Annotated in this window: 19 protein-coding genes and 1 riboswitch; of the genes, 8 read left to right on the forward strand and 11 right to left on the reverse strand. The window is 43.0% G+C overall.

The genetic code is table 11. The features are described from left to right. Positions 1–206: 206 nt before the first annotated feature. From cobT to AB4135_RS20520, 4 genes are all read right to left on the reverse strand, one after another. On the reverse strand, positions 207–1235 hold the full coding sequence (cobT, locus tag AB4135_RS20505) for a nicotinate-nucleotide--dimethylbenzimidazole phosphoribosyltransferase (protein ID WP_371995282.1): 1029 nt from the start codon (positions 1233–1235) through the stop codon (positions 207–209). Positions 1236–1287: 52 nt separating this feature from the next. Then, the gene (locus AB4135_RS20510) at positions 1288–2337 is read right to left on the reverse strand and encodes a FecCD family ABC transporter permease (RefSeq protein WP_371995283.1); all 1050 of its coding nucleotides are present in this window, start codon (positions 2335–2337) and stop codon (positions 1288–1290) included. Beyond that, positions 2330–3169 (reverse strand): ABC transporter ATP-binding protein, encoded by an 840-nt coding sequence (locus AB4135_RS20515; protein WP_371995284.1) that lies wholly within the window; start codon positions 3167–3169, stop codon positions 2330–2332. Before AB4135_RS20515 ends, AB4135_RS20510 begins: the two co-directional genes overlap by 8 nt. Positions 3170–3225: 56 nt before the next feature. Further along, a riboswitch (cobalamin riboswitch) is annotated at positions 3226–3374 on the reverse strand. An 83-nt stretch (positions 3375–3457) separates the two neighbouring features. Continuing rightward, entirely contained in the window at positions 3458–4093 is a 636-nt protein-coding gene (locus AB4135_RS20520; protein ID WP_371995285.1) for a histidine phosphatase family protein, read from the reverse strand. Positions 4094–4335: 242 nt separating this feature from the next. On the opposite strand from AB4135_RS20520, the gene metH reads away from it, so the two are divergent. Continuing rightward, positions 4336–8079 carry a methionine synthase gene (gene metH, locus AB4135_RS20525; RefSeq protein WP_371995286.1) on the forward strand — a complete coding sequence of 1248 codons (3744 nt, stop codon included), beginning with the start codon at positions 4336–4338 and terminating at the stop codon, positions 8077–8079. A 43-nt stretch (positions 8080–8122) separates the two neighbouring features. Here metH and AB4135_RS20530 read toward each other — a convergent pair whose 3' ends face one another. The 4 genes from AB4135_RS20530 to AB4135_RS20545 all read right to left on the reverse strand — a co-directional run bounded on the left by AB4135_RS20530 (position 8123) and on the right by AB4135_RS20545 (position 11615). Further along, positions 8123–9121, reverse strand: coding sequence for an MvdC/MvdD family ATP grasp protein (locus AB4135_RS20530; RefSeq protein WP_371995287.1), 999 nt, complete (start codon positions 9119–9121; stop codon positions 8123–8125). Beyond that, on the reverse strand, positions 9114–10112 hold the full coding sequence (locus tag AB4135_RS20535) for an MvdC/MvdD family ATP grasp protein (RefSeq protein WP_371995288.1): 999 nt from the start codon (positions 10110–10112) through the stop codon (positions 9114–9116). The genes AB4135_RS20530 and AB4135_RS20535 overlap by 8 nt, the downstream gene beginning before the upstream one ends. A gap of 53 nt (positions 10113–10165) precedes the next feature. After that, on the reverse strand, positions 10166–10342 hold the full coding sequence (locus AB4135_RS20540) for a microviridin/marinostatin family tricyclic proteinase inhibitor (protein WP_371995289.1): 177 nt from the start codon (positions 10340–10342) through the stop codon (positions 10166–10168). Positions 10343–10733: 391 nt separating this feature from the next. Continuing rightward, complete coding sequence (locus AB4135_RS20545) at positions 10734–11615, reverse strand: LysR family transcriptional regulator (protein ID WP_371995290.1); 882 nt, start codon at positions 11613–11615, stop codon at positions 10734–10736. A gap of 104 nt (positions 11616–11719) precedes the next feature. On the opposite strand from AB4135_RS20545, the gene AB4135_RS20550 reads away from it, so the two are divergent. The 3 genes from AB4135_RS20550 to AB4135_RS20560 are packed head-to-tail and all read left to right on the forward strand — an operon-like array spanning position 11720 to position 13609. Continuing rightward, on the forward strand, positions 11720–12127 hold the full coding sequence (locus tag AB4135_RS20550) for a TlpA family protein disulfide reductase (protein WP_371995291.1): 408 nt from the start codon (positions 11720–11722) through the stop codon (positions 12125–12127). Position 12128: 1 nt separating this feature from the next. Further along, positions 12129–12821: a cytochrome c biogenesis CcdA family protein gene (locus tag AB4135_RS20555; protein ID WP_371995292.1), complete on the forward strand. Its 693-nt coding sequence runs from the start codon at positions 12129–12131 to the stop codon at positions 12819–12821. 56 nt (positions 12822–12877) lie between these two features. Continuing rightward, positions 12878–13609, forward strand: a complete 732-nt coding sequence (locus tag AB4135_RS20560; protein WP_371995293.1) for a haloacid dehalogenase type II — start codon at positions 12878–12880, stop codon at positions 13607–13609. A 115-nt stretch (positions 13610–13724) separates the two neighbouring features. On the opposite strand, the gene AB4135_RS20565 is transcribed toward AB4135_RS20560, so the two are convergent. Further along, positions 13725–14129: a helix-turn-helix domain-containing protein gene (locus AB4135_RS20565; RefSeq protein ID WP_371995294.1), complete on the reverse strand. Its 405-nt coding sequence runs from the start codon at positions 14127–14129 to the stop codon at positions 13725–13727. A gap of 88 nt (positions 14130–14217) precedes the next feature. Here AB4135_RS20565 and AB4135_RS20570 point away from each other — a divergent pair, with 88 nt between their 5' ends. The 3 genes from AB4135_RS20570 (at position 14218) to AB4135_RS20580 (ending at position 15655) form a co-directional block, all read left to right on the forward strand. Next, on the forward strand, positions 14218–14808 hold the full coding sequence (locus tag AB4135_RS20570; RefSeq protein ID WP_371995295.1) for a class I SAM-dependent methyltransferase: 591 nt from the start codon (positions 14218–14220) through the stop codon (positions 14806–14808). A 200-nt stretch (positions 14809–15008) separates the two neighbouring features. Continuing rightward, positions 15009–15353 (forward strand): hypothetical protein, encoded by a 345-nt coding sequence (locus AB4135_RS20575; protein ID WP_371995296.1) that lies wholly within the window; start codon positions 15009–15011, stop codon positions 15351–15353. 104 nt (positions 15354–15457) lie between these two features. Continuing rightward, on the forward strand, positions 15458–15655 hold the full coding sequence (locus AB4135_RS20580) for a hypothetical protein (protein ID WP_371995297.1): 198 nt from the start codon (positions 15458–15460) through the stop codon (positions 15653–15655). Positions 15656–15767: 112 nt separating this feature from the next. On the opposite strand, the gene AB4135_RS20585 is transcribed toward AB4135_RS20580, so the two are convergent. Both AB4135_RS20585 and AB4135_RS20590 read right to left on the reverse strand, forming a co-directional pair. Then, positions 15768–16826 carry a flavin-containing monooxygenase gene (locus tag AB4135_RS20585; protein ID WP_371995298.1) on the reverse strand — a complete coding sequence of 353 codons (1059 nt, stop codon included), beginning with the start codon at positions 16824–16826 and terminating at the stop codon, positions 15768–15770. A gap of 177 nt (positions 16827–17003) precedes the next feature. Then, a complete protein-coding gene (locus AB4135_RS20590) occupies positions 17004–18020 on the reverse strand; it encodes an alpha/beta hydrolase (protein ID WP_371995299.1) in 1017 nt (338 codons plus the stop codon). 731 nt (positions 18021–18751) lie between these two features. Between AB4135_RS20590 and AB4135_RS20595 the strand changes: the two genes are divergently transcribed. Then, a complete protein-coding gene (locus AB4135_RS20595; protein WP_371995300.1) occupies positions 18752–20884 on the forward strand; it encodes a bifunctional UDP-sugar hydrolase/5'-nucleotidase in 2133 nt (710 codons plus the stop codon). Positions 20885–20925: the final 41 nt, after the last annotated feature.

The raw sequence follows: 20925 nt of genomic DNA on the forward strand, positions 1-20925 counted from the left end.
GCTTGAACCGTCTTAGCTTGAACCGTCTTAGCTCGTACCGTCTCAGCTCGAATCGTCTCAGCTTGAACCGTATTAGCTTGAACCGTCTCAGCTTGAACCGTCTTAGCTTGAACCGTCTTAGCTCGAACCGTCTCAGCTTGAACCGTCTTAGCTCGTACCGTCTCAGCTCGAACCGTCTTAGCTTGAACCGTCTCAGCTTTTAAACATTAAATCTCTATCCCTGCGTCTTTAAAACTAGCCATCTCATTGTAGAAATTTGCCGCCGCTTGAATTAACGGGAACGCTAGCGCTGCGCCCGTGCCTTCACCGAGTTTCAAACCTAGATTGAGTAACGGCTTGGCTTGCATAAATTCAAGCATTAAGTAATGGCCTTTCTCATCAGACTGGTGTGAAAAGATCATATAGTCTCGACAATCAACATTAATATTTATCGCCACTAACGCCGCAGCCGAAGCAATAAAACCATCAATAACCACTAACATGCCGCGCTCTGCAGCTGCGAGAATAGCGCCTGTCATCTGCACAATTTCAAAGCCGCCAATGCAAGCCAATACCTGCATAGGGTCATCAAGTTCGCTGTGGTGCAGTAACATAGCTTGCTCAACTAACATCTGCTTACGCTTAAATGTGGCGGCATCGATCCCGGTACCGCGCCCCACACAATCGCTCGCGGGGATCCCGGTTAACACTGACATAATCGCAGCGGCTGCAGAGGTATTGCCTATGCCCATTTCGCCAAGCGCTATCAGGTTACAACCATTTTGGTGATGCAGTTGAACGCGAGCAGTAGCCATATCAAACCCCTGCTTAACTGCCCCAAGTGTCATCGCTGCGCGCTTATGAATCGGGCCTGTGCCCGCCCCTAAACGCTGATCAATAACACCACTCTCACTTTCAAAGGGTTGCAATACACCACAATCTATCACTTCAAGCTCTAAACCGACTTGACGTGTAAACACGTTAATTGCAGCCCCGCCCGCCATGAAATTCCTGACCATTTGTGCTGTCACTTCACTCGGTGCTATTGATACTCCGGAGTCCGCTATACCATGATCAGCAGCAAAGACCATCATTTTAGGGTTGTTGATCTGTGGACTCTCTTTACCAAGCACTTTTGCAATTTGCAGGGCCAGTGCTTCTAGATCGCCAAGCGCACCTAATGGTTTAGTTTTGGTGTCAATTTTCTGTTGAATTGTTTCATCAAACTCTGAACTCAATGGCTTTATATTAAACATCTAACCTTTTGCTCCCAACATCCCAAAAGGGATAATTTAAACTGCAGCCACGTTAAGTGCGTTTTGCACTGCGGCTGCCTAAAATAAACAAGAAAAATATACTTCCCATCACCGCGGTGATAATTCCCACAGGCAGCTCTTGATAGCTCAATAATGTACGTGCCAATACATCAACCCAAACCATAAATAACCCGCCTATCGCAGCAGTTAGCAGCAACGGATAGCGGCCAGGAAAGAGTAAGCGCACTGTGTGCGGTACCATTAAACCGATAAAACCTATGCCACCGCAATTGGCGACTAATATCGCAGTGATAAGCGAGCACAGTAACAACATAGATAACCGTAAACGTCCAACGTTTATCCCTAAAGTGTGCGCAGTCTCATCGCCGGCTCGCATCGCTATGATCTGCCTCTTAGATAGCAGAATAATTAGCGTACAAATCGACACAATAATCGCTGGTAGAATTAACCCTGTCCAACTGGCTTTTGCAAAGCTACCTAGGCTCCAAAAAAGCACTGAAGCGGCAGCTTGAGGGCTCGAAAAATACAGCAATAAACTGGCCATTGCGCCAAACATAAATGAGATAGCGACACCAGATAGCAGCATCCGCTCTACCTGAGTCGACAAGTTTCGGCCACATAAACCAAGCACCATTAATACTGATAAGCTGGCACCGATAAATGCACCAAGTGGTAAGCTTAACCACAATATACTTTGGCTAAATAGCGTTAAAACCACCACCGCGCCAAAGGACGCACCCGAGGATATGCCAAATAGGTAAGGGTCCGCCAACGGATTACGAGTCACAGTTTGCAGTACGCTTCCAGCTATCGATAAGCCCGCTCCAGCAATAAATGCAAGCATCACTCGCGGTAACCTTAGCTCCCAAATAATGCGTTCAGTCACACCTTGGTTGTCACCTAGGCCAAAAAATTTGTGACTAAATACCTGTAACACATCACTCGCTGAGATACTCGCCGCACCAAAACTGGTTGCGGCAAATGGTGTAAGAATAGCTATAAGTAATAGCGTAAGTAGCAAGAGCAATTGATAAGACTGTTGCCATTTAGCCTGAGTAATAGCAGACAATGAATTAGACATCCTTGCCACCCTCTTCTAATCCATGATGCGATTTACTGCGCGGTTCATAACCATAGAAATAACTGATAAGCGGGTTACCGTGCTGCGGGTGAGGTTTAACTTCACAACAGACATCAAACACTTCGCCGATACGTTGCTCGGTTAACACTGCTTTGGGAGTGCCTTTTGCTACACCGCACCCTTTATCAAGGAGTAATAACTCGTCGCACAAAGCGCTGGCAAGATTAAGATCATGAATTGAGGTGATGACCGTAATGTTAAGCGTGTGCAGTAACTCTAGGGTTTGAATTTGGTAGCGGATATCGAGATGATTTGTCGGCTCATCCAAAATCAACAGCTGTGGCCGCTGCACAATCGCACGAGCGATGAGCGCACGCTGTTTCTCGCCACCCGATAAGCTTTCATAAGCTTGGTTAGCTTTATCAGCTAAGCCCACTTTAATTAGAGCCTGAGCCACAACCTCTCGATCATCAGCATTGGTGAATTCAAATGCGCCTTTATGGGGCGTCAATCCAAGGCTGACAAGCTGAGTTGTGGTCATCTCAAAATGATGTGGTGTATCTTGCAGTACTACGGCAATCTGCTTGGCAAATGCCTTTGCAGATAGTGCTGTTATTGGCTGACCAAATAGGTTGATTTCGCCACTTGTAGGCTTGATAAAGCGATATAGACAGCGCAGTAAACTGGATTTACCCGCGCCATTGGGGCCGATTATTCCCAGCATCTGCCCTTTAGCTAAGCTAAATTCGATATCTGATAATATGGACTGGCCATTTAATTTCCAGCCTAAGCCGCTAACAGTAAGGACTGTTTCTGATGCCTGATTAGACATTCAATAAACTGCAAAGCATGTGCTAATAAACTCCCTTGAGACACCCGCTCAAGTTATTCAGTATGGTTCAGTTAGGCTGGTATCTGACTTGGGGCGAAAATTATTTCACACCCATACAGTTGCGGGTACAGTCCGGACTCATTAGCCGTATTCGGCCACCGGTTCCCAATTTGTGCGATTAGGCACCTAACTCAAATAAAAATCGTGTTGTTTACCTCATTGTTGAGGTAATAATGTGGCAGTTTATCACGCAATGCCAATAAGGCATTGCACTTGATCAACTACTCGCTACTCCAGTCCCCAATTAAGGCTTAGGTATTGCTGGTCACCGTCGTCTAATACATCGATAACCACCGTCGCAGCATAGGGCAACTTTAAAGCACTGTAGATCCCTGCGCACTGTTTTAGTCCGAGTGATTTAGCCATTAAATGCCGAATAACCCCGCCATGGGTTAATAGTAAAATAACCTTACCTTTATGCTGCTCAAGTAGAGCGTCCCAAGCCTTATCGACTCTAGACTCAAAAGCTTGCATCGTTTCGCCGTTTGGTGGGGAATTGGCCCATGGGTTTGCCCAGTAAGCATCTAGCCGTTCAGCAAATAGCTGATAAAGCTCAGTGAAAAGCTGCCCATCCCAATCGCCAAAATTAAGTTCCATAAAGCCAGGCTGTTCAACAAAATTAATATTGTGCTGTATAGCAAAAGCGTGAGCTGGCTCTGAGCAGCGCAATAATGGCGAACTCACCACTAGATCCGCCATGCTGTTTTTAGCCAAATGACAGGTTTTACTATTTTTAAGAGTCGAAAAAGCCACATTTAGCTGCTCTTTTCCAGCTAAACTCAGCACAACATCCGTATGACCACGTAAAACATTGCCACCTTCACAGGCACCATGACGCAGTAAAATTATCTTGGTTTTTTTCACCAAACAATCCAACTAATTATATTAATCATATACTTACAAGTAAACCTTCACATTTTCGTCATGAAAAAGTATCAGGTTTTAGGGCTTGCACTTTCGCTAATGACTCACGTATTATGGCCGTCTATACGTATAAATGTCCAAACAAAAATAGCTTTATCTAGTAATGCTAGCTTTTAGTTGATAAGAATGGACAAGGTAACTGAATTTATATTTTGCGACTCTGTATTTGGTAGGAATTTTTTATGGCAACACATACCCTGAGCCCAGTCCCGCACACCCAAGATACTGCCGACAAGGTTTTAGCAGTACTGACTAAAAAGTTAGAGGAAGGGATCCTACTACTTGATGGTGCGATGGGCACCATGATCCAAGATCGCAAATTTGAAGAGCAACAATTCCGCGGTGAGCAGTTCAAAAACTGGCATTGTGATGTAAAGGGTAACAACGACATGTTGGTGCTCACTCAGCCAGAAGCGATCAAGCAGATCCATAAAGATTACCTGCTGGCTGGCTCCGATATCATTGAAACCAACACCTTCAATGCAACTCGCATCGCGATGGCCGATTACGACATGGAGGAGCACTCAGCTGCAATTAATCTTGCTGGTGCCCGTCTTGCTCGACAAGCCGCCAATGAAGTTGAAGCAGAAACGGGCCGTCATTGCTATGTCGCTGGCGTCCTTGGTCCAACCAACCGTACTTGCTCCATCAGCCCTGATGTTAACGACCCTGGGTTTCGTAACGTCAGTTTCGATGAGCTTGTCGAAGCTTATATTGAGTCGATTAATGCGCTTATTGCCGGCGGCAGCGATATCATTATGGTTGAGACCATCTTTGATACCCTCAATGCAAAAGCGGCACTATTTGCCATTGAAACCGTCTACGACACTCAAGGTTTCCGCCTGCCCATTATGATCTCAGGCACCATTACCGATGCCTCAGGCCGAACACTTACCGGGCAAACGACTGAAGCCTTTTACAACTCACTGCGCCATGTAAAGCCATTAACCATTGGGCTTAACTGTGCATTAGGGCCAAAAGAGCTGCGCCCATATGTAGAAGAGTTATCAAAAATATCCGAGTGTTTTGTCTCGGCGCACCCTAACGCTGGTCTACCCAATGAATTTGGTGGTTACGACGAAACACCTGAACAAATGGCAGAAATCATCGAAGAGTGGGCCGAGGAAGGCTTTTTAAACGTGATTGGCGGCTGTTGTGGTACCACGCCAGCTCATATCCGCGTCATTCGCGAAGCCGTTATTAAGCATCCAGCACGAAAACTGCCCGATATTCCAGTAGCTTGCCGCCTATCAGGGCTCGAGCCGCTCACGATTGATGAAACCTCACTATTTTTAAACGTAGGTGAACGTACTAACGTTACTGGCTCGGCTAAGTTTTTACGCCTGATTAAAACCGGCGAATATGAAGAAGCGCTCAGTGTTGCCCGCGATCAAGTTGAAAACGGCGCGCAGATCATCGATATCAACATGGATGAAGGCATGCTCGATGGCGCTGAAACCATGCACAAGTTTCTTAACCTTATAGCCTCTGAGCCAGATATTTCACGTGTACCGATTATGATCGACTCCTCTAAGTGGGAGGTGATTGAGGCGGGCCTAAAATGTATTCAAGGTAAGGGCATCGTTAACTCTATTTCGCTTAAAGAGGGCGAAGAGAAGTTTATTGAGCAAGCCACATTGGTGAAACGCTATGGTGCGGCTGCCATTGTGATGGCATTCGATGAAGTCGGCCAAGCCGATACTAAAGCACGTAAAGTAGAGATCTGTACTCGCGCATACAATGTGTTGGTTGATAAAGTGGGCTTCCCGCCAGAAGACATTATCTTTGACCCGAATATTTTCGCCATTGCTACTGGTATTGAAGAACACGACAACTACGCGGTCGATTTTATAGAAGCCACCGCAGAGATAAAGCGTACCCTGCCCCATGCCATGATTTCAGGCGGTGTCTCCAACGTGTCATTCTCGTTCCGTGGTAATAACCCGGTACGTGAAGCGATTCATGCGGTATTCCTGTACCACGCCATTCAAGCTGGTATGGATATGGGTATTGTTAACGCTGGGCAACTGGCGATATACGATGATATTGATCCTGAGCTTAAAGCGCGGGTCGAAGCCATTGTGCAGAACTTGCCATGCACCGTTAACGACTCAAGTAATACTGAATTGCTACTCGAAGTGGCAGAAAAATTCCGTGGCGATGGCAGTCAGGCCGCCAAGAAAGAAGATTTAGAGTGGCGCACAAAACCGGTCAATGAGCGCTTAGCTCATGCATTAGTAAAAGGCATTACGGATTTTATTGATGAAGATACTGAAGAGGCACGTAGCCAAGCCAGTCGCCCGCTAGATGTAATTGAAGGGCCATTAATGGATGGCATGAACATCGTAGGTGACCTATTTGGCTCAGGCAAAATGTTCCTGCCACAAGTAGTTAAATCGGCACGAGTGATGAAAAAAGCTGTTGCTTACCTCAACCCTTATATTGAACTTGAAAAAGTTGCTGGCCAGTCCAACGGAAAAATCTTAATGGTGACGGTTAAAGGCGACGTCCATGATATCGGCAAAAATATTGTTGGTGTCGTGCTGGCCTGTAATGGTTACGAAGTGATTGATTTAGGCGTGATGGTGCCGGTTGAGAAGATCATCGAGGTGGCTAAAGCCGAAAACGTCGACATCATTGGTATGTCAGGCCTCATCACTCCAAGTCTGGATGAAATGGTACATAACGTTAAGTCCTTCCATAAAGCAGGCTTAACTATTCCGTCGATTATTGGCGGCGCTACCTGCTCAAAAATCCATACCGCGGTTAAGATCGCGCCGCACTCACCTGAAGGTGCGATCTATATCGCCGATGCTTCTCGCGCTGTGCCTATGGTGTCAAAGCTGATTAATAACGAGACACGCCAAGCCACTATCGATGAAGCTTACGCCGAATATGATGTGATGCGCGAAAAGCGTCTGTCGCAGACTAAGCGCAAGATCATCACCTCTATTGCAGCTGCACGTGAAAATCGTTGCCAGCATGACTGGCAAAACTACACCCCATTCGTGCCTAATCAGCTTGGGCGCCAGGTATTTGATGACTACCCGCTAGAAGATTTAGTTGAACGTATCGATTGGACCCCCTTCTTTAGAAGCTGGGAGTTACACGGGCATTTCCCACGTATTCTAGAAGATGAAGTGGTCGGTGAAGAAGCACGTAAACTGTTTGCCGATGGTAAAGCGATGCTGGAAAAAATCATCAGTGAAAAGTGGCTAACAGCCAAAGGCGTTATCGGACTGTTCCCAGCCAATACTGTTAACCACGATGATATCGAGCTTTACACCGATGAAACTCGCAGCGAGCTTGAGATGACCACTCATCACCTGCGGATGCAGATAGAACGTGTGGGGAACGATAACTTCTGTTTAGCCGATTTTGTTGCACCAAAAGACTCGGGAGTTGCCGATTACATGGGCGGCTTTGCGGTTACTGCAGGCCACGGTATTGACGAGCACGTAGCACGCTTTGAAGCCGATCATGATGACTACAGCGCCATTATGCTTAAATGTTTGGCCGACCGTTTAGCCGAGGCGTTCGCCGAGCGTATGCATGAGCGAGTGCGCAAAGAGTTTTGGGGTTATGCAAGCGATGAAACACTTGATAACGAAGCGCTTATTCGTGAAAAATACAAAGGTATTCGCCCAGCTCCCGGTTACCCTGCCTGCCCAGATCACACCGAGAAAGGTTTGCTGTGGGATTTATTAAAGCCAGATGAAACTATCGGCCTTAATATCACCGAAAGCTATGCTATGCTCCCAACCGCAGCGGTATCAGGTTGGTATTTTGCTCACCCTAAATCACGCTACTTTGGCGTGACCAATATTGGTCGCGATCAGGTTGAAGACTATGCCGCGCGTAAGGGCATGAGTATCGAAAAGACTGAGCGCTGGCTAATGCCTGTTTTGGATTATGATCCAGAGTAAAGTACCACGTTAAGTGGGGGAGTGCTTCCCCCACAAATTTCACTTACAACTCTCTTTTTTTAGCCATATTGCTAACAAGGTGACTGGCAAGCGCAGCGCAAATCTCTTGTTTTTGATATGCTTCAGCCCAGTAGAACTCACCACATGGGTTAATTTCTAAGAACTTTAGTTCACCATTAGGCGTCAAAATATAGTCTGCAGCGCCATAATTCAGCCCTAAACTCTTAGTAAGCTTAATCAGCTTGTGAGCCTCTTGCTCCGGTAAATCATAAGCAAACCAAGCAGCTAATGTTGTTGCGCCCTTCCTTCGCCAGTCGTAGTTTTCAGTTTGAAACTCATTACTGTTGATAGCGATGCAAAAAACCTTGTCCCCAACCACTGTTGCCCGCAGTTCTAACTCCTTCGGCAGAGATTGCTGAAATTGCATTGGGCAGAAACGTAAATCCTCAAGTCTATCTAAGTCACTTTCTTTTACTGGATTTGTAAAGACTACATTTTCCTTTCCATCCTCATAAATAGCAAAAGCTGTCTGCATTTTGGTAATAATATTGCCATTATGTTTATTATAAAAATTAAGTGCTGCTTGAGGATCATTAGTGGTGAGAGTATCTGGGATATCTATGCCTTGTTCATCGGCCTTAATGAGTTGCAGTTCTTTAGATGATGCTTTTCGAATACTCCAATAATCATCAATCTTAAACACATTCAAAGCGTCAAAATAGCCTAGAACAGTACGTTTAGATTCTTCAAAGCAAGCATTTCTGGTTTGCCTGTCGATATCTTTAGGTAAATCCCGAGCAATATGAAATCGGCGATACCAGATTGCACCAATATCCGATAATAGATATTGCTCACCCGTTTCCAAGGTCAATACTTGCTCTTTATCTAAGCCTTGATAGGAGGCAATGCTAACCTTAGTCGGAAACAGATCTGTATTAAATCTGGCGACTCTCACCCCATAGCCTAAAAGGTGCTTAGCAACCGTCTCGACTGATTGATTATCGTTAGAATGTGTAATGATTAACACAACGTTATTACTCATGAGATAGCCCTGTATTTACGTTATTCTTGATGCATCGCGCTATAGATTGCGCTATAGGAAGGTCTAATTCCTTTTGCAGCATTCCCCATTCACCGCATGGATTAACCTCCAAAAATACATAATCCCCATTCGTCGCTCTGATAATGTCCAATGCCCCAAAATTTAAACTAAGACGCGCCATTAAAAGCCTGATCTGCTGACAAACAGTGTCTGGCAGTTGATAAGGCTTCCAACATAAGTGCGGATGCTCTGTACTACGCCAATCCAAACTTTGTTTGCTTACCGCTGTTTTAGATGAGATTTTCCCGGTAAAAAATTCACCAGCTACAAAAACGACTCGCAGTTCATAAGCCTTTTCTATCTCCTGTTGAAACTGCATCGGGCAATATTTCAAACTGTCTAATTTGGATAAATGTTCTCTGTTTACTTTTGAGGTATAAACGAAAGCCTTGGGATTGTGCATGAAAGTGGTTAAAGGTGTCAGCATCTTGGTAATAAGATGACCATTTTCATTATCAAAAAACTGCCTTACTGCGTCAGGGGAATTGCTTAGTAACGAGTTCGGAATTGTCAGCCCACACTTTTTAGCAAGAATCAGTTGCAGTTGCTTATTTTCTGCACGTTGGATGTCAAAAGGAAAGTCAAACCAGAATATCGATTCCAATGCATACAACACCGCATTTTTTGCCGCCGTTGACTCTTTGGTAGCTTGGCTTAACGTTTCACCCGTCAGGGCAGAGTTCAAATTAGAGTGTTGATTTTTTCTAAACCAAACTGCGACGAAGTCAGATAAATAGTGACGAACGCCATCAATTTCAATCGTACCATTAATCCCCTGATTAGTTTGCATCGCTGAAATTTGAATATTCAATGGAAACTGGTCTGTATTCATCCTGACCATCTTCAAACCTAAGGCGGCTAAACTAGCATCCACCAATTCAGTAACGTAATAATCTTGGCTATGGGTTAAGCATAGAACTTTATGGCTCACTTATAACCTCTTCTGGCAGTTAAAAAAGTGCTGAAACAGCACTTTTTTTGATATTACATACTTTCTAATTCGCCACCTTCATCACCATCAGAGGGATGCTTCATCGTATGCTCTAATTCATCCTTTCTTTTATCTGTGATAACGCAACCACCATCACCCGCGACGATACCCCCTGTGACTTTTTTAAGATCTTGCTCTTCTAAAAAATTACTAAAAAATGGCTTATTCATTTATTTCCCTTAATTAAAAATTAAATTGATAGGTTTACGAATAGCTGTGAATGACAATAGTGACTCAGTTTATAACTCAGCCATATTAAAGTGACTTTAATAATGTCAAACATAACTATTCGGTATTATGCTATCGCAGAAAAGAAGCATTTAATCGCAAAATATTTTCAGAGCATCTAAAGAAAAGTCACTATTTAGCATGACCAATAGCAACACATAAACCGATGTACTGAAAGAGCAATACTTTAAATCAAGCTTTCATAAGGACAATGATAAAACTCTAAATAAAAGTCATCATTATTCCCCCTAAATATAAAAAAGATTCAAAAGTGGACAGGCCTTACAACTGACTCTGTTTGAAAAATAGCCAGCCCGTCAATTGTAATCACCTTTAATTCGACAATGCCTTAACAAGAAACTCTCGAAGTGCAACCAAATTACTGTCGTAACTTTTTCGATGTGCGACCACCATATTCAATGGCGAGTTTTCTTTCTTATATTTAGGAAGTAGAGAAATTAACCGTCCTTCTGCAATATCTTGCTGCACGTCTAAACCTGTTTTGTAGGTGTTCCCCACCCCTTTAAGTGCTAACAAACGTAGATAATCTCCATTATCTGACACATGACTACCACTTACTTTCACCGAAACCGTGCTTAAATCTTTATAAAATCGCCAATGACTAGACAGAGTGTCATCACCAGAAAAATGTAAACAATTATGATTTACCAGCTCTTCTGGCTTAGTCGGGGTACCAAACTGCTGTAAATATTCAGGAGAAGCACACAGTTCTCGCGTGGCATTACGAATAATAGGCAGGCACACCAATGCTGAATCTTCCGGCTCGCCATAACGTATTGAAGCATCTAAATTCTGCGAGTAAAAATCGGCATATTTATCACTCACTTTGACGGTTAACTTGATACCTGGATACTGGTTTTGAAACTCGATGAAGTGACTTAGCAAAGTATTCCGCCCGAGGTCAGAAGGCACGGATAGTATGATATTTCCCTTTAGCTCTTCACCTGAAATCGCTTGCCTGCCAACATCTAAACTCTCTAATGCTGTGCGTGCATAAGGTAAAAAATCTGCACCGCTTTGGGTGAGTGTTAAGCTACGAGTAGAACGCTGCAGTAAGCGGCTATTCAACTCCGATTCCAGCCTTTTTAATGCCGCACTTGTCGCTGCCGGTGTAATAGATAGCTCTCTAGCGACAGCTGAGAGATTCTTAAGTTCACAAGCAAGAACAAATACCTTAACGTCAAAAAATTTCATCGTTATTTTCAATTTTTTTTTGAAAGAACTTCTAATTTATATGCTATTCAGTGAAAAAGCGAACTCATCTATGCTGCTAAAAACTAACCCAAGGAGAGCATATTATGTCGTCATTTAAATCAATTAAACGTTTTGCAGCTGCCATCACAGCGTCACTCATTTTTAGCCTACCGGTGCATGCTAGCAGCTTCGATAAAATCCCTTTTGACAAACCAACCTTCGATCAACTTCAAGCGAAAGGCGAGACCATTTTGGTTGATATCTATGCCACTTGGTGCCCGACATGTAAAAAACAACAACAGGTACTGAATGATTATTTTACTGCTCATCCACAGAGCAACATTAAGGTGCTTGTGGTTGATTTTGATGATCAAAAGGAGTGGGTTAAATACTTTAAAGCCCCGCGTCAATCGAGCTTATATCTCTTTAAAGGCAAGGACCAAGTTTGGTTTAGTGTGGCCGAAACTCGCGAACAAAAAATCTTCTCAGCCCTCAATTCAGTGAGTATGTAATATGGACACCTTTGCCATACCTTTGGCTTTTTTAGCAGGTGTACTTAGCCTGCTATCGCCTTGCGTATTACCCATGATTCCTGTGGTGGCAAGCTCTGCAGTGCAAAGCTCCCGCAAAGGGATTGTCATGCTCGCATTGGGCTTAAGCTTATCGTTTGCCCTGGCTGGCACAGTATTAACCTTTGCGTTAATTAGCCTCGGCTTGTCACCTGAGCTACTGCGTTACTTTTCCGCCACGCTACTATTAGCCATTGCGTTAACGATTCTAATTCCCAAAGCGGGTGAGTGGTTAACCTTGAAACTATCTTTATTAACCAGCAAGTTACCAGACCACCATATCAGTGGTAATGGCGTCATGACACAGTTTGCGGTTGGTGCTTCTTTAGGGCTTGTATGGCTGCCATGTGTAGGCCCTACGTTGGGCGCCGCTATCGCTTTAGCATCTACAGGTCAAAGCATGGGCAGTGCTTTTGTGGTGATGTTAGCGTTTGGCGTCGGTACAGCAATCCCCTTAATTGGTTTCAGCCTTTTGATGAAGAACTCCGTAGGAAAGTGGTTAACTGGTGGAGCTATAGCCAAAAAAATTATGGGCTTATCTTTAATCATTTTATCGCTAACAATATTCACAGGTTTCGACCGAACACTAGAAGCGCTCGCGTTAGAAATTATGCCGGAATGGCTTTACAACATTTAATAGAGATCATGATGAAATTTAACCTTATCGCCATTATATTGATTGGAGTATCCCTTATGTCAGCTACAGCCAGTGCTGCCGATAGCATCAATAAACCACAACCAGAGCTACCTAAAGTCATCTTCTTTGATGTAAACGAAACTTTGTTAGATCTCGGTAACGTGGCAGAGTCAGTCACTAAAGCGCTAAATGGCCGCGATGATTTAGTTACAAGTTGGTTTACCACTATGTTGCATTACTCTTTAGTCAGTAATGCTATTAACGATTATCACCACTTTAGCGACATTGGTATTGCAGCGCTGCAACTTGTGGCCCAACAACAGCATATTCCGCTGACACAAGCGGAGGCTAAACAAGCAATTCAGGTTCCTTTTGGAGACTTACAACCTCATAAAGATGTTATCCAAGCGCTCAAACAGTTCCAGGCGATGGGAATAAAATTAGTCACGCTGACCAATTCGTCTGACAGTGGAATTCAAAGCCAACTGAAAAATGCCAGATTGACACAATATTTCGATGACTCATTGACCGTGCAGAGCTTACAGATCTTTAAACCTGATTTAAGAGTGTACCAGTGGGCACTCGCAGAGATGGATATTGATGCAGAGCAATCTATGTTGGTTGCAGCTCACGGCTGGGATATCGCGGGTGCAGCTAAAGCTGGCATGCAAACCGCGTTTATTCAACGACCCGGTAAGTATCAATTCGAGTTGTTTGATAAGGCTGATTATGTGGCGAGTGATTTAATCGAGCTTGTTGAACAATTATCAGCTGCAAAGCAGCCATAAAACTAGCTGTAAAACTATTTTTAAACATGGCTTTAAAGCATAGCTTCAGCTCTGTTAAAGCGACTTTGACAGAGCTGAAAGCAATACTCTCTAATCTCAGACATTCATTACCACTTCAAAACTTAGCTTTGGGGCGGTAGCTTTGATAACCCGCGACTTTAAGGTAGCGGAGAAATTTAGGACACGCTAAGTGATTACTCGCCTTACAGGCTGCCGCATGTCTTAAACCATCGCGCATAGCCATCATTTTTGAAATCTGTTCGTCAAGTAAGTCCGCTTTCTCAATTAGTCGACCACGATCGATAACTAAACCATCTTCAGTGAACATGGCGCCAATATCATCCAGCGATAAACCAACATTGCGACCCAACGCAATCAGCGCCAGCTTCTGAATAACATCATCGGCAAAGTCACGCCGCAAACCATTACGCCCGATAGCGCGAATAAGCCCTTTCTCTTCATAATAGCGAATGGTTGAGACTGGAAGTTTAGCTATCTTGGAAACTTTTCCTATATCCATAAATCTCTCTTGACCTCAAGTCGACTTGAACTAGTAGCATGTCATTAACACCTCACCGCTAACCAACAAAGCTAATGGAGACAAGCTCATGTGGGATCAACGCTATAGCAACTCGGAGTATGCCTACGGCACGCAAGTAAACGACTTTTTAAAAGATAATTACCATGTTATACCACAAGGAAAAATATTGAGCTTAGGTGAAGGAGAAGGACGTAATGCTGTTTTCCTAGCAAAAGCTGGCTTTAGCGTCACCGCGGTCGATTCATCAATCGTCGGCTTAATCAAAGCAAAACAATTAGCAAAATTGAATAATGTCTCTATCGAAACTATCCATGCCGATCTAGCTGATTATGATCTCGGTGAAAATCAATGGGACGGCATTATTTCGATTTTCTGCCCATTGCCCTCCTCCATAAGACAAAGGCTGTACTCAAAGTTGCATCGTTCACTTAAAAGAGGCGGCAGTTTTTTAGTTGAGGCTTATACACCCGCGCAAATTCAACGTAACACTGGTGGTGGTAAAAATGCCGACGTGTTGCAAACTAAGCAAACATTAAGCAGCGAAATCACACAACTCTCGATGGTATATCTACAAGAACAACAAAGAGAGGTTCATGAAGGGGTTTATCACACAGGGTTAGGTGCTGTCGTTCAAGCAATTGCAACCAGAACTCGTTAGCAGTGCGATGCATTGCATCGTTACTGCTGCCACTAACCTTCAATATTAATGGCACTCAGTACCTACTACGCCTGATGAATCAGATGAATTATACTCATTGACGAGCCTATAAAGCGTAATCGCCTTTATGTTTACCACATAGTCGTAGGATTCCTATGTGACAAACGTTAAATCAGGAAATTAATAAGGATATTAATATTGTGGAAAGTTTACAAAAAGAGCTGCAATTGAGTGGCTATAAAACGGAATTAAAAAAAGGCGAGCTAAAAGTTAAGCTCGGCGGACTCACTAACTCCGCATCAATCAAATGGGACATAGCCTTAAACCGATTTAGGCTGTCAGACAAAGATACTTATCAAAGTATTACAATCGCTTACTTTGTTGCTAATGGAATATATTTGCTGCAAACACAACACCATTTTATGGGTGCACTGCTTATCTCAATAGCAGTGATTCAACTGGTCACTTTGATCATTTCGCAAATCAAATCTGTACCGTTACGCACCACTTTAGAGTCATATAATGCCAAGCAAAGAGCCAGATAAAATAGGCTCAGCTAATGCCATACTTTTGGGCTATTGTGATGATTGTAATTTAGCAATAACTTAAGCAACGCCAATATAGGCTATTCACATTCAAAGGACTTGATATGAAATTTAACAAGATAGCAAAAGTGGTTTTAACTGGGCTGGGTCTAACTATCGCAGCATCAGCCTACGCAGTAACTTGCCAACAATGTGCCAATCGATTTGACGACTGCTTGATGGAAGAGAACGGCGCAAGACAATGTCTAATCGAATTTAGACGATGTGTTAGCGCTTCAGGCACCAATTGCCAAATGAACTAATGCTAGACCGTTAATACACTACATGAGCTGATGATTAAAAAAATCAGCTCATGATTATCTATCTTGCTACTTACTCACATCCCATAAAACACCATAAACAATTGCAATCGTTCTAACGGGAATCATGTTTGGGCTGTTCCAAAATATGAGTCATCAAATACTTAGCATCTTTCCATACACCACCTAAGGTTGCAGAGCCGCGGGTATATAACCAAGGCAAGCCAATGAAATAGAGCCCATCGACGTCCTTACTCACGCCGCGATAGTTACTCGGGTAGTTCATTTCATCAAAAGAGATATCTTCAATCCAAAAGAAATTAGGTTTAAAGCCTGTCGCCCAAATGACATTCTTAATGCTACTCACGCTGCCTTTTTGAAACTTGATACTGGTTTCATCTGCGGACAAGGTTCTGCCCATATGGATCACATTGTCTTTTGCTAGCAAGGACTTCACATCAGTACCAATAACCGGCTGTACACCGTTGCTTAACCACTTACCTATTTTGCTAAAACGAGAAACCGATAAAAAGCCAATTTTAGTGAACCACCACCAAAGTGTTTTACCTAGGAATGATTGTGGAATAGCAGCGATTTTATCAGTACCAGAAAAGTGCACTTTGCGCCCAGTTTCGGCAATCTCCGATAAGATTTGCACCCCAGAATCACCCGCTCCAACCACCAAGCAATCACCATCTTGCAACTGCTGTGGACTCTTGTAGTTTTCACTATGCAGTTGGGTGATATCCGAGGCTATATCAACATGGCACGCTGGTGTATAAGGCGTATGAAAAGGCCCTGTAGCAATAATCAGCTGCTTAGCTTGATAACTTGCGCTATCACTGTTGATTTCAAAAATGCCATCGACTTTCTTTACCGAATTAATTTTTTGATTAAACTTAATTGGCATCGAAAATTTCTCGACATAGTTTTTCAAGTAATCAGCAACTTCATATTTATTAGGGTAGTAGCCCTTAGGGAATGGAAATGGCATTCCTGGAAGGTGATTGTATTCGGCAGGAGTGAAAAGCTTTAGTGAATCCCAACGTTTTAGCCAAGGTGCGCCAATATGTTCGTTGGCATCTAAAATGAGGTAATCTTTGTTGTTTTTAGATAGGTTGTAAGCCATAGATAGCCCAGACTGACCTGCGCCAATAATGATAAATTCTTTCATGGTTCCCAAATGCGTGCATATTGTTTTTATTATGGGCGCTATTCTAACAGAATATGACAGCTGAACCTGACCTCGGCTGAAAATGAAGTATAGGTAGCAGTGTAAACACTAAAAAATACCAACTAGTATTCAATACCTTAAGCACTAAAAGAGTTAAGCGTTATTTTTACCCAACTGCTATTTTACAGCCTCCATTTTACCCTCAACCATTCGCTGCTGAATAGCATTGCCGATATATTGATGGGTATTTAATAAAATAGAAAAGTGATTTTCATTTGCTAACTTTTTCAGTGTATTTCCAGCAAGCTTTGGCCGATTAGCCTCAGCAAAAGCGATTACCTTATTCGCATCAAACGCTTCATCCTTATCACCAATCCATAAGTCGTAATTTTGCAGTTGTTGCAGCTGTTCATCTGGCGCTTCAGGAGTCAGTGCATTAGACATATTAACCGTATTGAAAGATACAATTTTAGGATTATTATCCAGCACTTGCTGTGGAAAATGATATTGCACTGCTTTTGAATGACCCATTAATAAGCCACCACTCATAGCATTGACTACAAACGGGTAAACACTGACAGAGCTAAAAGAATACGGCTTAGGTTCATCATGTTCAGTCTCTGAGCGAAACCCAAAATAAGGGGCAATAAAAAAGTAACCCGCAGTGCTCTTTTGTTGATCCCAACTAGAGTAGTTAAGGATTAGTCCAGCACCTGAAGAGTGCCCAGCCAAATAAAGCGGTAAGCTTGGGTAGCGTTTACGTGCGTGTTCAATGACGCTATTAATATCTTGCCACACCAGCTCTATTTCAGGAGCATCACCTCTAGGGCCTGATGATGAACCGTGGCCTCGAATATCAGGAGTCAATACCGCAATGTTATAACCATCACGCAGCCCCACACCAACATGTGGGTAGATTAGACCACTATGAGCGCCGGCCCCATGATAAAAGACCACTATAGCTTTGGGCTTTTTTGGAATATAACTGCGTAACGCAAGAGTTTCGCCATCACTGGCTGCGATAAACTCAAGTGGAGGAACGGTGGTAACGGGGGCTTTTTTTATTTCACTAAGAGAGAAAAATTCGCTGGGTTTGATATCGACCACGGCAGCACCATTAGCGTTAACGCTAAAAGTGAGCAGCGAAAAACTGGTTACTAATACAGTCAGTAATATATTCACTATTATTTTCACTTTACTCTCCCTATAAAGTTTAACCAATACAGTCAAGACCTAATAATACTCATGTTCATATTTGCGATTGACTAAATCCATCGGTTCACACCATAGCACGTATAAATGGGTATATATAACTATAGATTAGCGACCGTAAATATATTGGCATTTATATCAAACTCACCGAGACCATCTCAAAGTTACTTCAAGCATTTAGATATCAACAACAAATACATTAGCAAGCCTGAATTTGAAAATGAAAACCATTCTAAATAAAGAGAAACGGTCAACGAATTACAATAAAAACAAAATCATTTCAACTTTAGTCTTTATAGCCCTCGTTACCCTTTGTAAACACACTAATTTTGTCGCTGCGCTTCGAAAGCGTTCTTTTGCAACTAAAATGTATCTACTTGTAACGCATTATGTGTGAAGCCGATCACGACCATTAATATTGAAGCCGATACAATTCAACACAGTTAATTAAAAGTTACTATAAAGTATCTAATTAACTATTTCGTAATTTACTTAACGACTAAGGTGTCTTATTAAAGAAATAATAGAGTGAAACATTCTATTTACTCTCATCTATTTACAGATAGATTATATAGATTTTAAAAACACGACTCTATTTTAGCTTTAATAGATAATTAGGATTATCCATTAATCTTAATATTTAAGACCATACAAATTAGCCTTAGTCATATTGGTGCAAATAATGCGCTATTTAAAATAATACGGGGTTGAATATGAGAAAAACTACTCGCAGTGTATTGTGCTTAGCAGTACTAGCGGCTTTGGCTGGCTGTTCGGATGATGAAACAATTATTAATACCGATAGCGGCTATGCTCCTGTTGTTACGCAGGGAAAAACACTAACCAATACACCAGACATCATTGTTAAGAGTCAGAATGAAGTCGACGAAGTCACCATAACTATTGGCGCAACGTCAGATCTTCACGGTCGAATTTTCGGCTATGATTATGCGCTAGATGCAGTAGATTCAGATGCCGGTTTAACACGCATTTCGACGTTGCTTGAAACAGCAAAAGCTGACAACCCAAATATGATCTTGATTGATATCGGTGATACCGTTCAAGGTAACTCAGCACAACTGTTCAATGACGATCCAACTCACCCTGTGGTTGCAACGTTAAATTCTCTTGATTATGACCTTTGGGTTCCAGGTAACCATGAATTTAACTTCGAGCGTAGCTTCATCGATCGTAACTTAAATCATTTCAATGGTGCTGTTGTATCTAACAATATCAAATGGGAAGACAACGATGCCAACTACATCCGTGCTTTCCAAATTTTCGAAGTCGATGGTGCCAAAGTCGCAATCGTGGGTGTGAGCCCATCAAACGTGCCTAACTGGGAAGCCTCTGCGCCGGGCCATTTTGCAGGTCTTAAGTTTGATGAAGAACTTGCATCAACGCGTGCAGCAGTTGATGAATTAATCGAGAAATTTAGCCCTGATGTCATCATCGGCGCTTTCCATATCGGACGTAGCTCAGAAGGCGGCGCTGGTGTACATAAAATAGCTGCGGAAATGGCCGATAAGTTTGACGTGATTTTAGCAGGACATGAACACGCAACTTATATTGAAAGTATCCAAAAAGCTGCTGAGGGCGAAGACATCACCTCTACAGACATCTCAATTGAGGGTGCTGACACCACTGAAGATAAAACCTTGTCTGGCACTTATAACGAAAGCAATCGTGCTCAGAGCGTTAAAATCATTGAACCTGGCAAGTGGGGCTGGGCGCTAGCTAAAGCCGATATAAAGCTTAAGAAAAGCGATGGCAAGTGGGAAATGGTCGATACCACTCTTAGCAATATCACCTCAAAAAATATCGAAGAAAGCCAAATTACCACTGCACAGTTCCAGTATGTTCATGACATCTCCAAAGAGGATGCTCAATTGGTTCTAGGCCACGTCGGTGGCGACTTTACCCCTGGTACTGGCGCTGACGAAGCGGTACATGAAGATTACGACCATGAAGCAGGCCGCCTGTATTCAACCATTCATACTGCTAAAGTAATGGATACTGCGTTAATGGATTTCATTAACCAGATCCAGCTAGAGAAATCTGGAGCCGTTGTCTCTGCCGCGTCTTTGTTCTCAGATAGCTCCAACCTCATCGACGGTCAAGAGTACGCTAAGAAAGACTCAACTAACCTGTATAAGTATGACAATACCCTTATCGGTATTAACATGACTGGCGCCAATCTTAAGCGTTATATGGAGTGGTCTTACACTTACTTTAATACCTACAAAGACGGTGACATTACCGTATCGTTCCGCAAAGGTGCTAAAGCTTATATGTACGATCAGTTCGACGGAAAAATTGACTTCGTAGTTGATTTAACCGGTGATTCTTTCGCAATGGATGACAACTATAGCGTCACCAATGAAGGTAACCGCATCGAAATCATCGAAATAGATGGTAAACCATTCGATGCAACGGCGACCTACAAGGTTGCGCTAAACAGCTACCGCTGGGGTTCAAACATTAAGAAGTTTGGCTGGGCAACAGGTGAAGATGTTTTCTATGACTCAGTGAATGAACCTGTTTACGCTATCCGCGATATGTTGACTGAGTATGTGGCAGACAACAAAGGCGTAAATGCCAGTGATTTCACTAACCCTAACTGGGAAATTAAGCAGTACCAAGATAACGGTGCTATTACCCTACTTCGCACCGATAATGGTTCAGGTCAGGCTCTATGGAATAGACTGATTAACAAAGAAATTTGTGTCAACATTGATCCAGACAACCCTAAATATCCAGGTATTTTGGATGCGATCAATGTCAATGACGTGAACTCATACACGGTCAATCCAACCCAAGATTATGCCGGTTGTGTTACTGAGTAAATCGCAGTAAAAAAGGTCTGTTCGCAGGCCTGTTCTGTTTA

The sequence above is a fragment of the Shewanella sp. 10N.286.54.B9 genome, from assembly GCF_041468565.1.
In the GTDB taxonomy this organism is placed as follows: Bacteria; Pseudomonadota; Gammaproteobacteria; order Enterobacterales; family Shewanellaceae; genus Shewanella.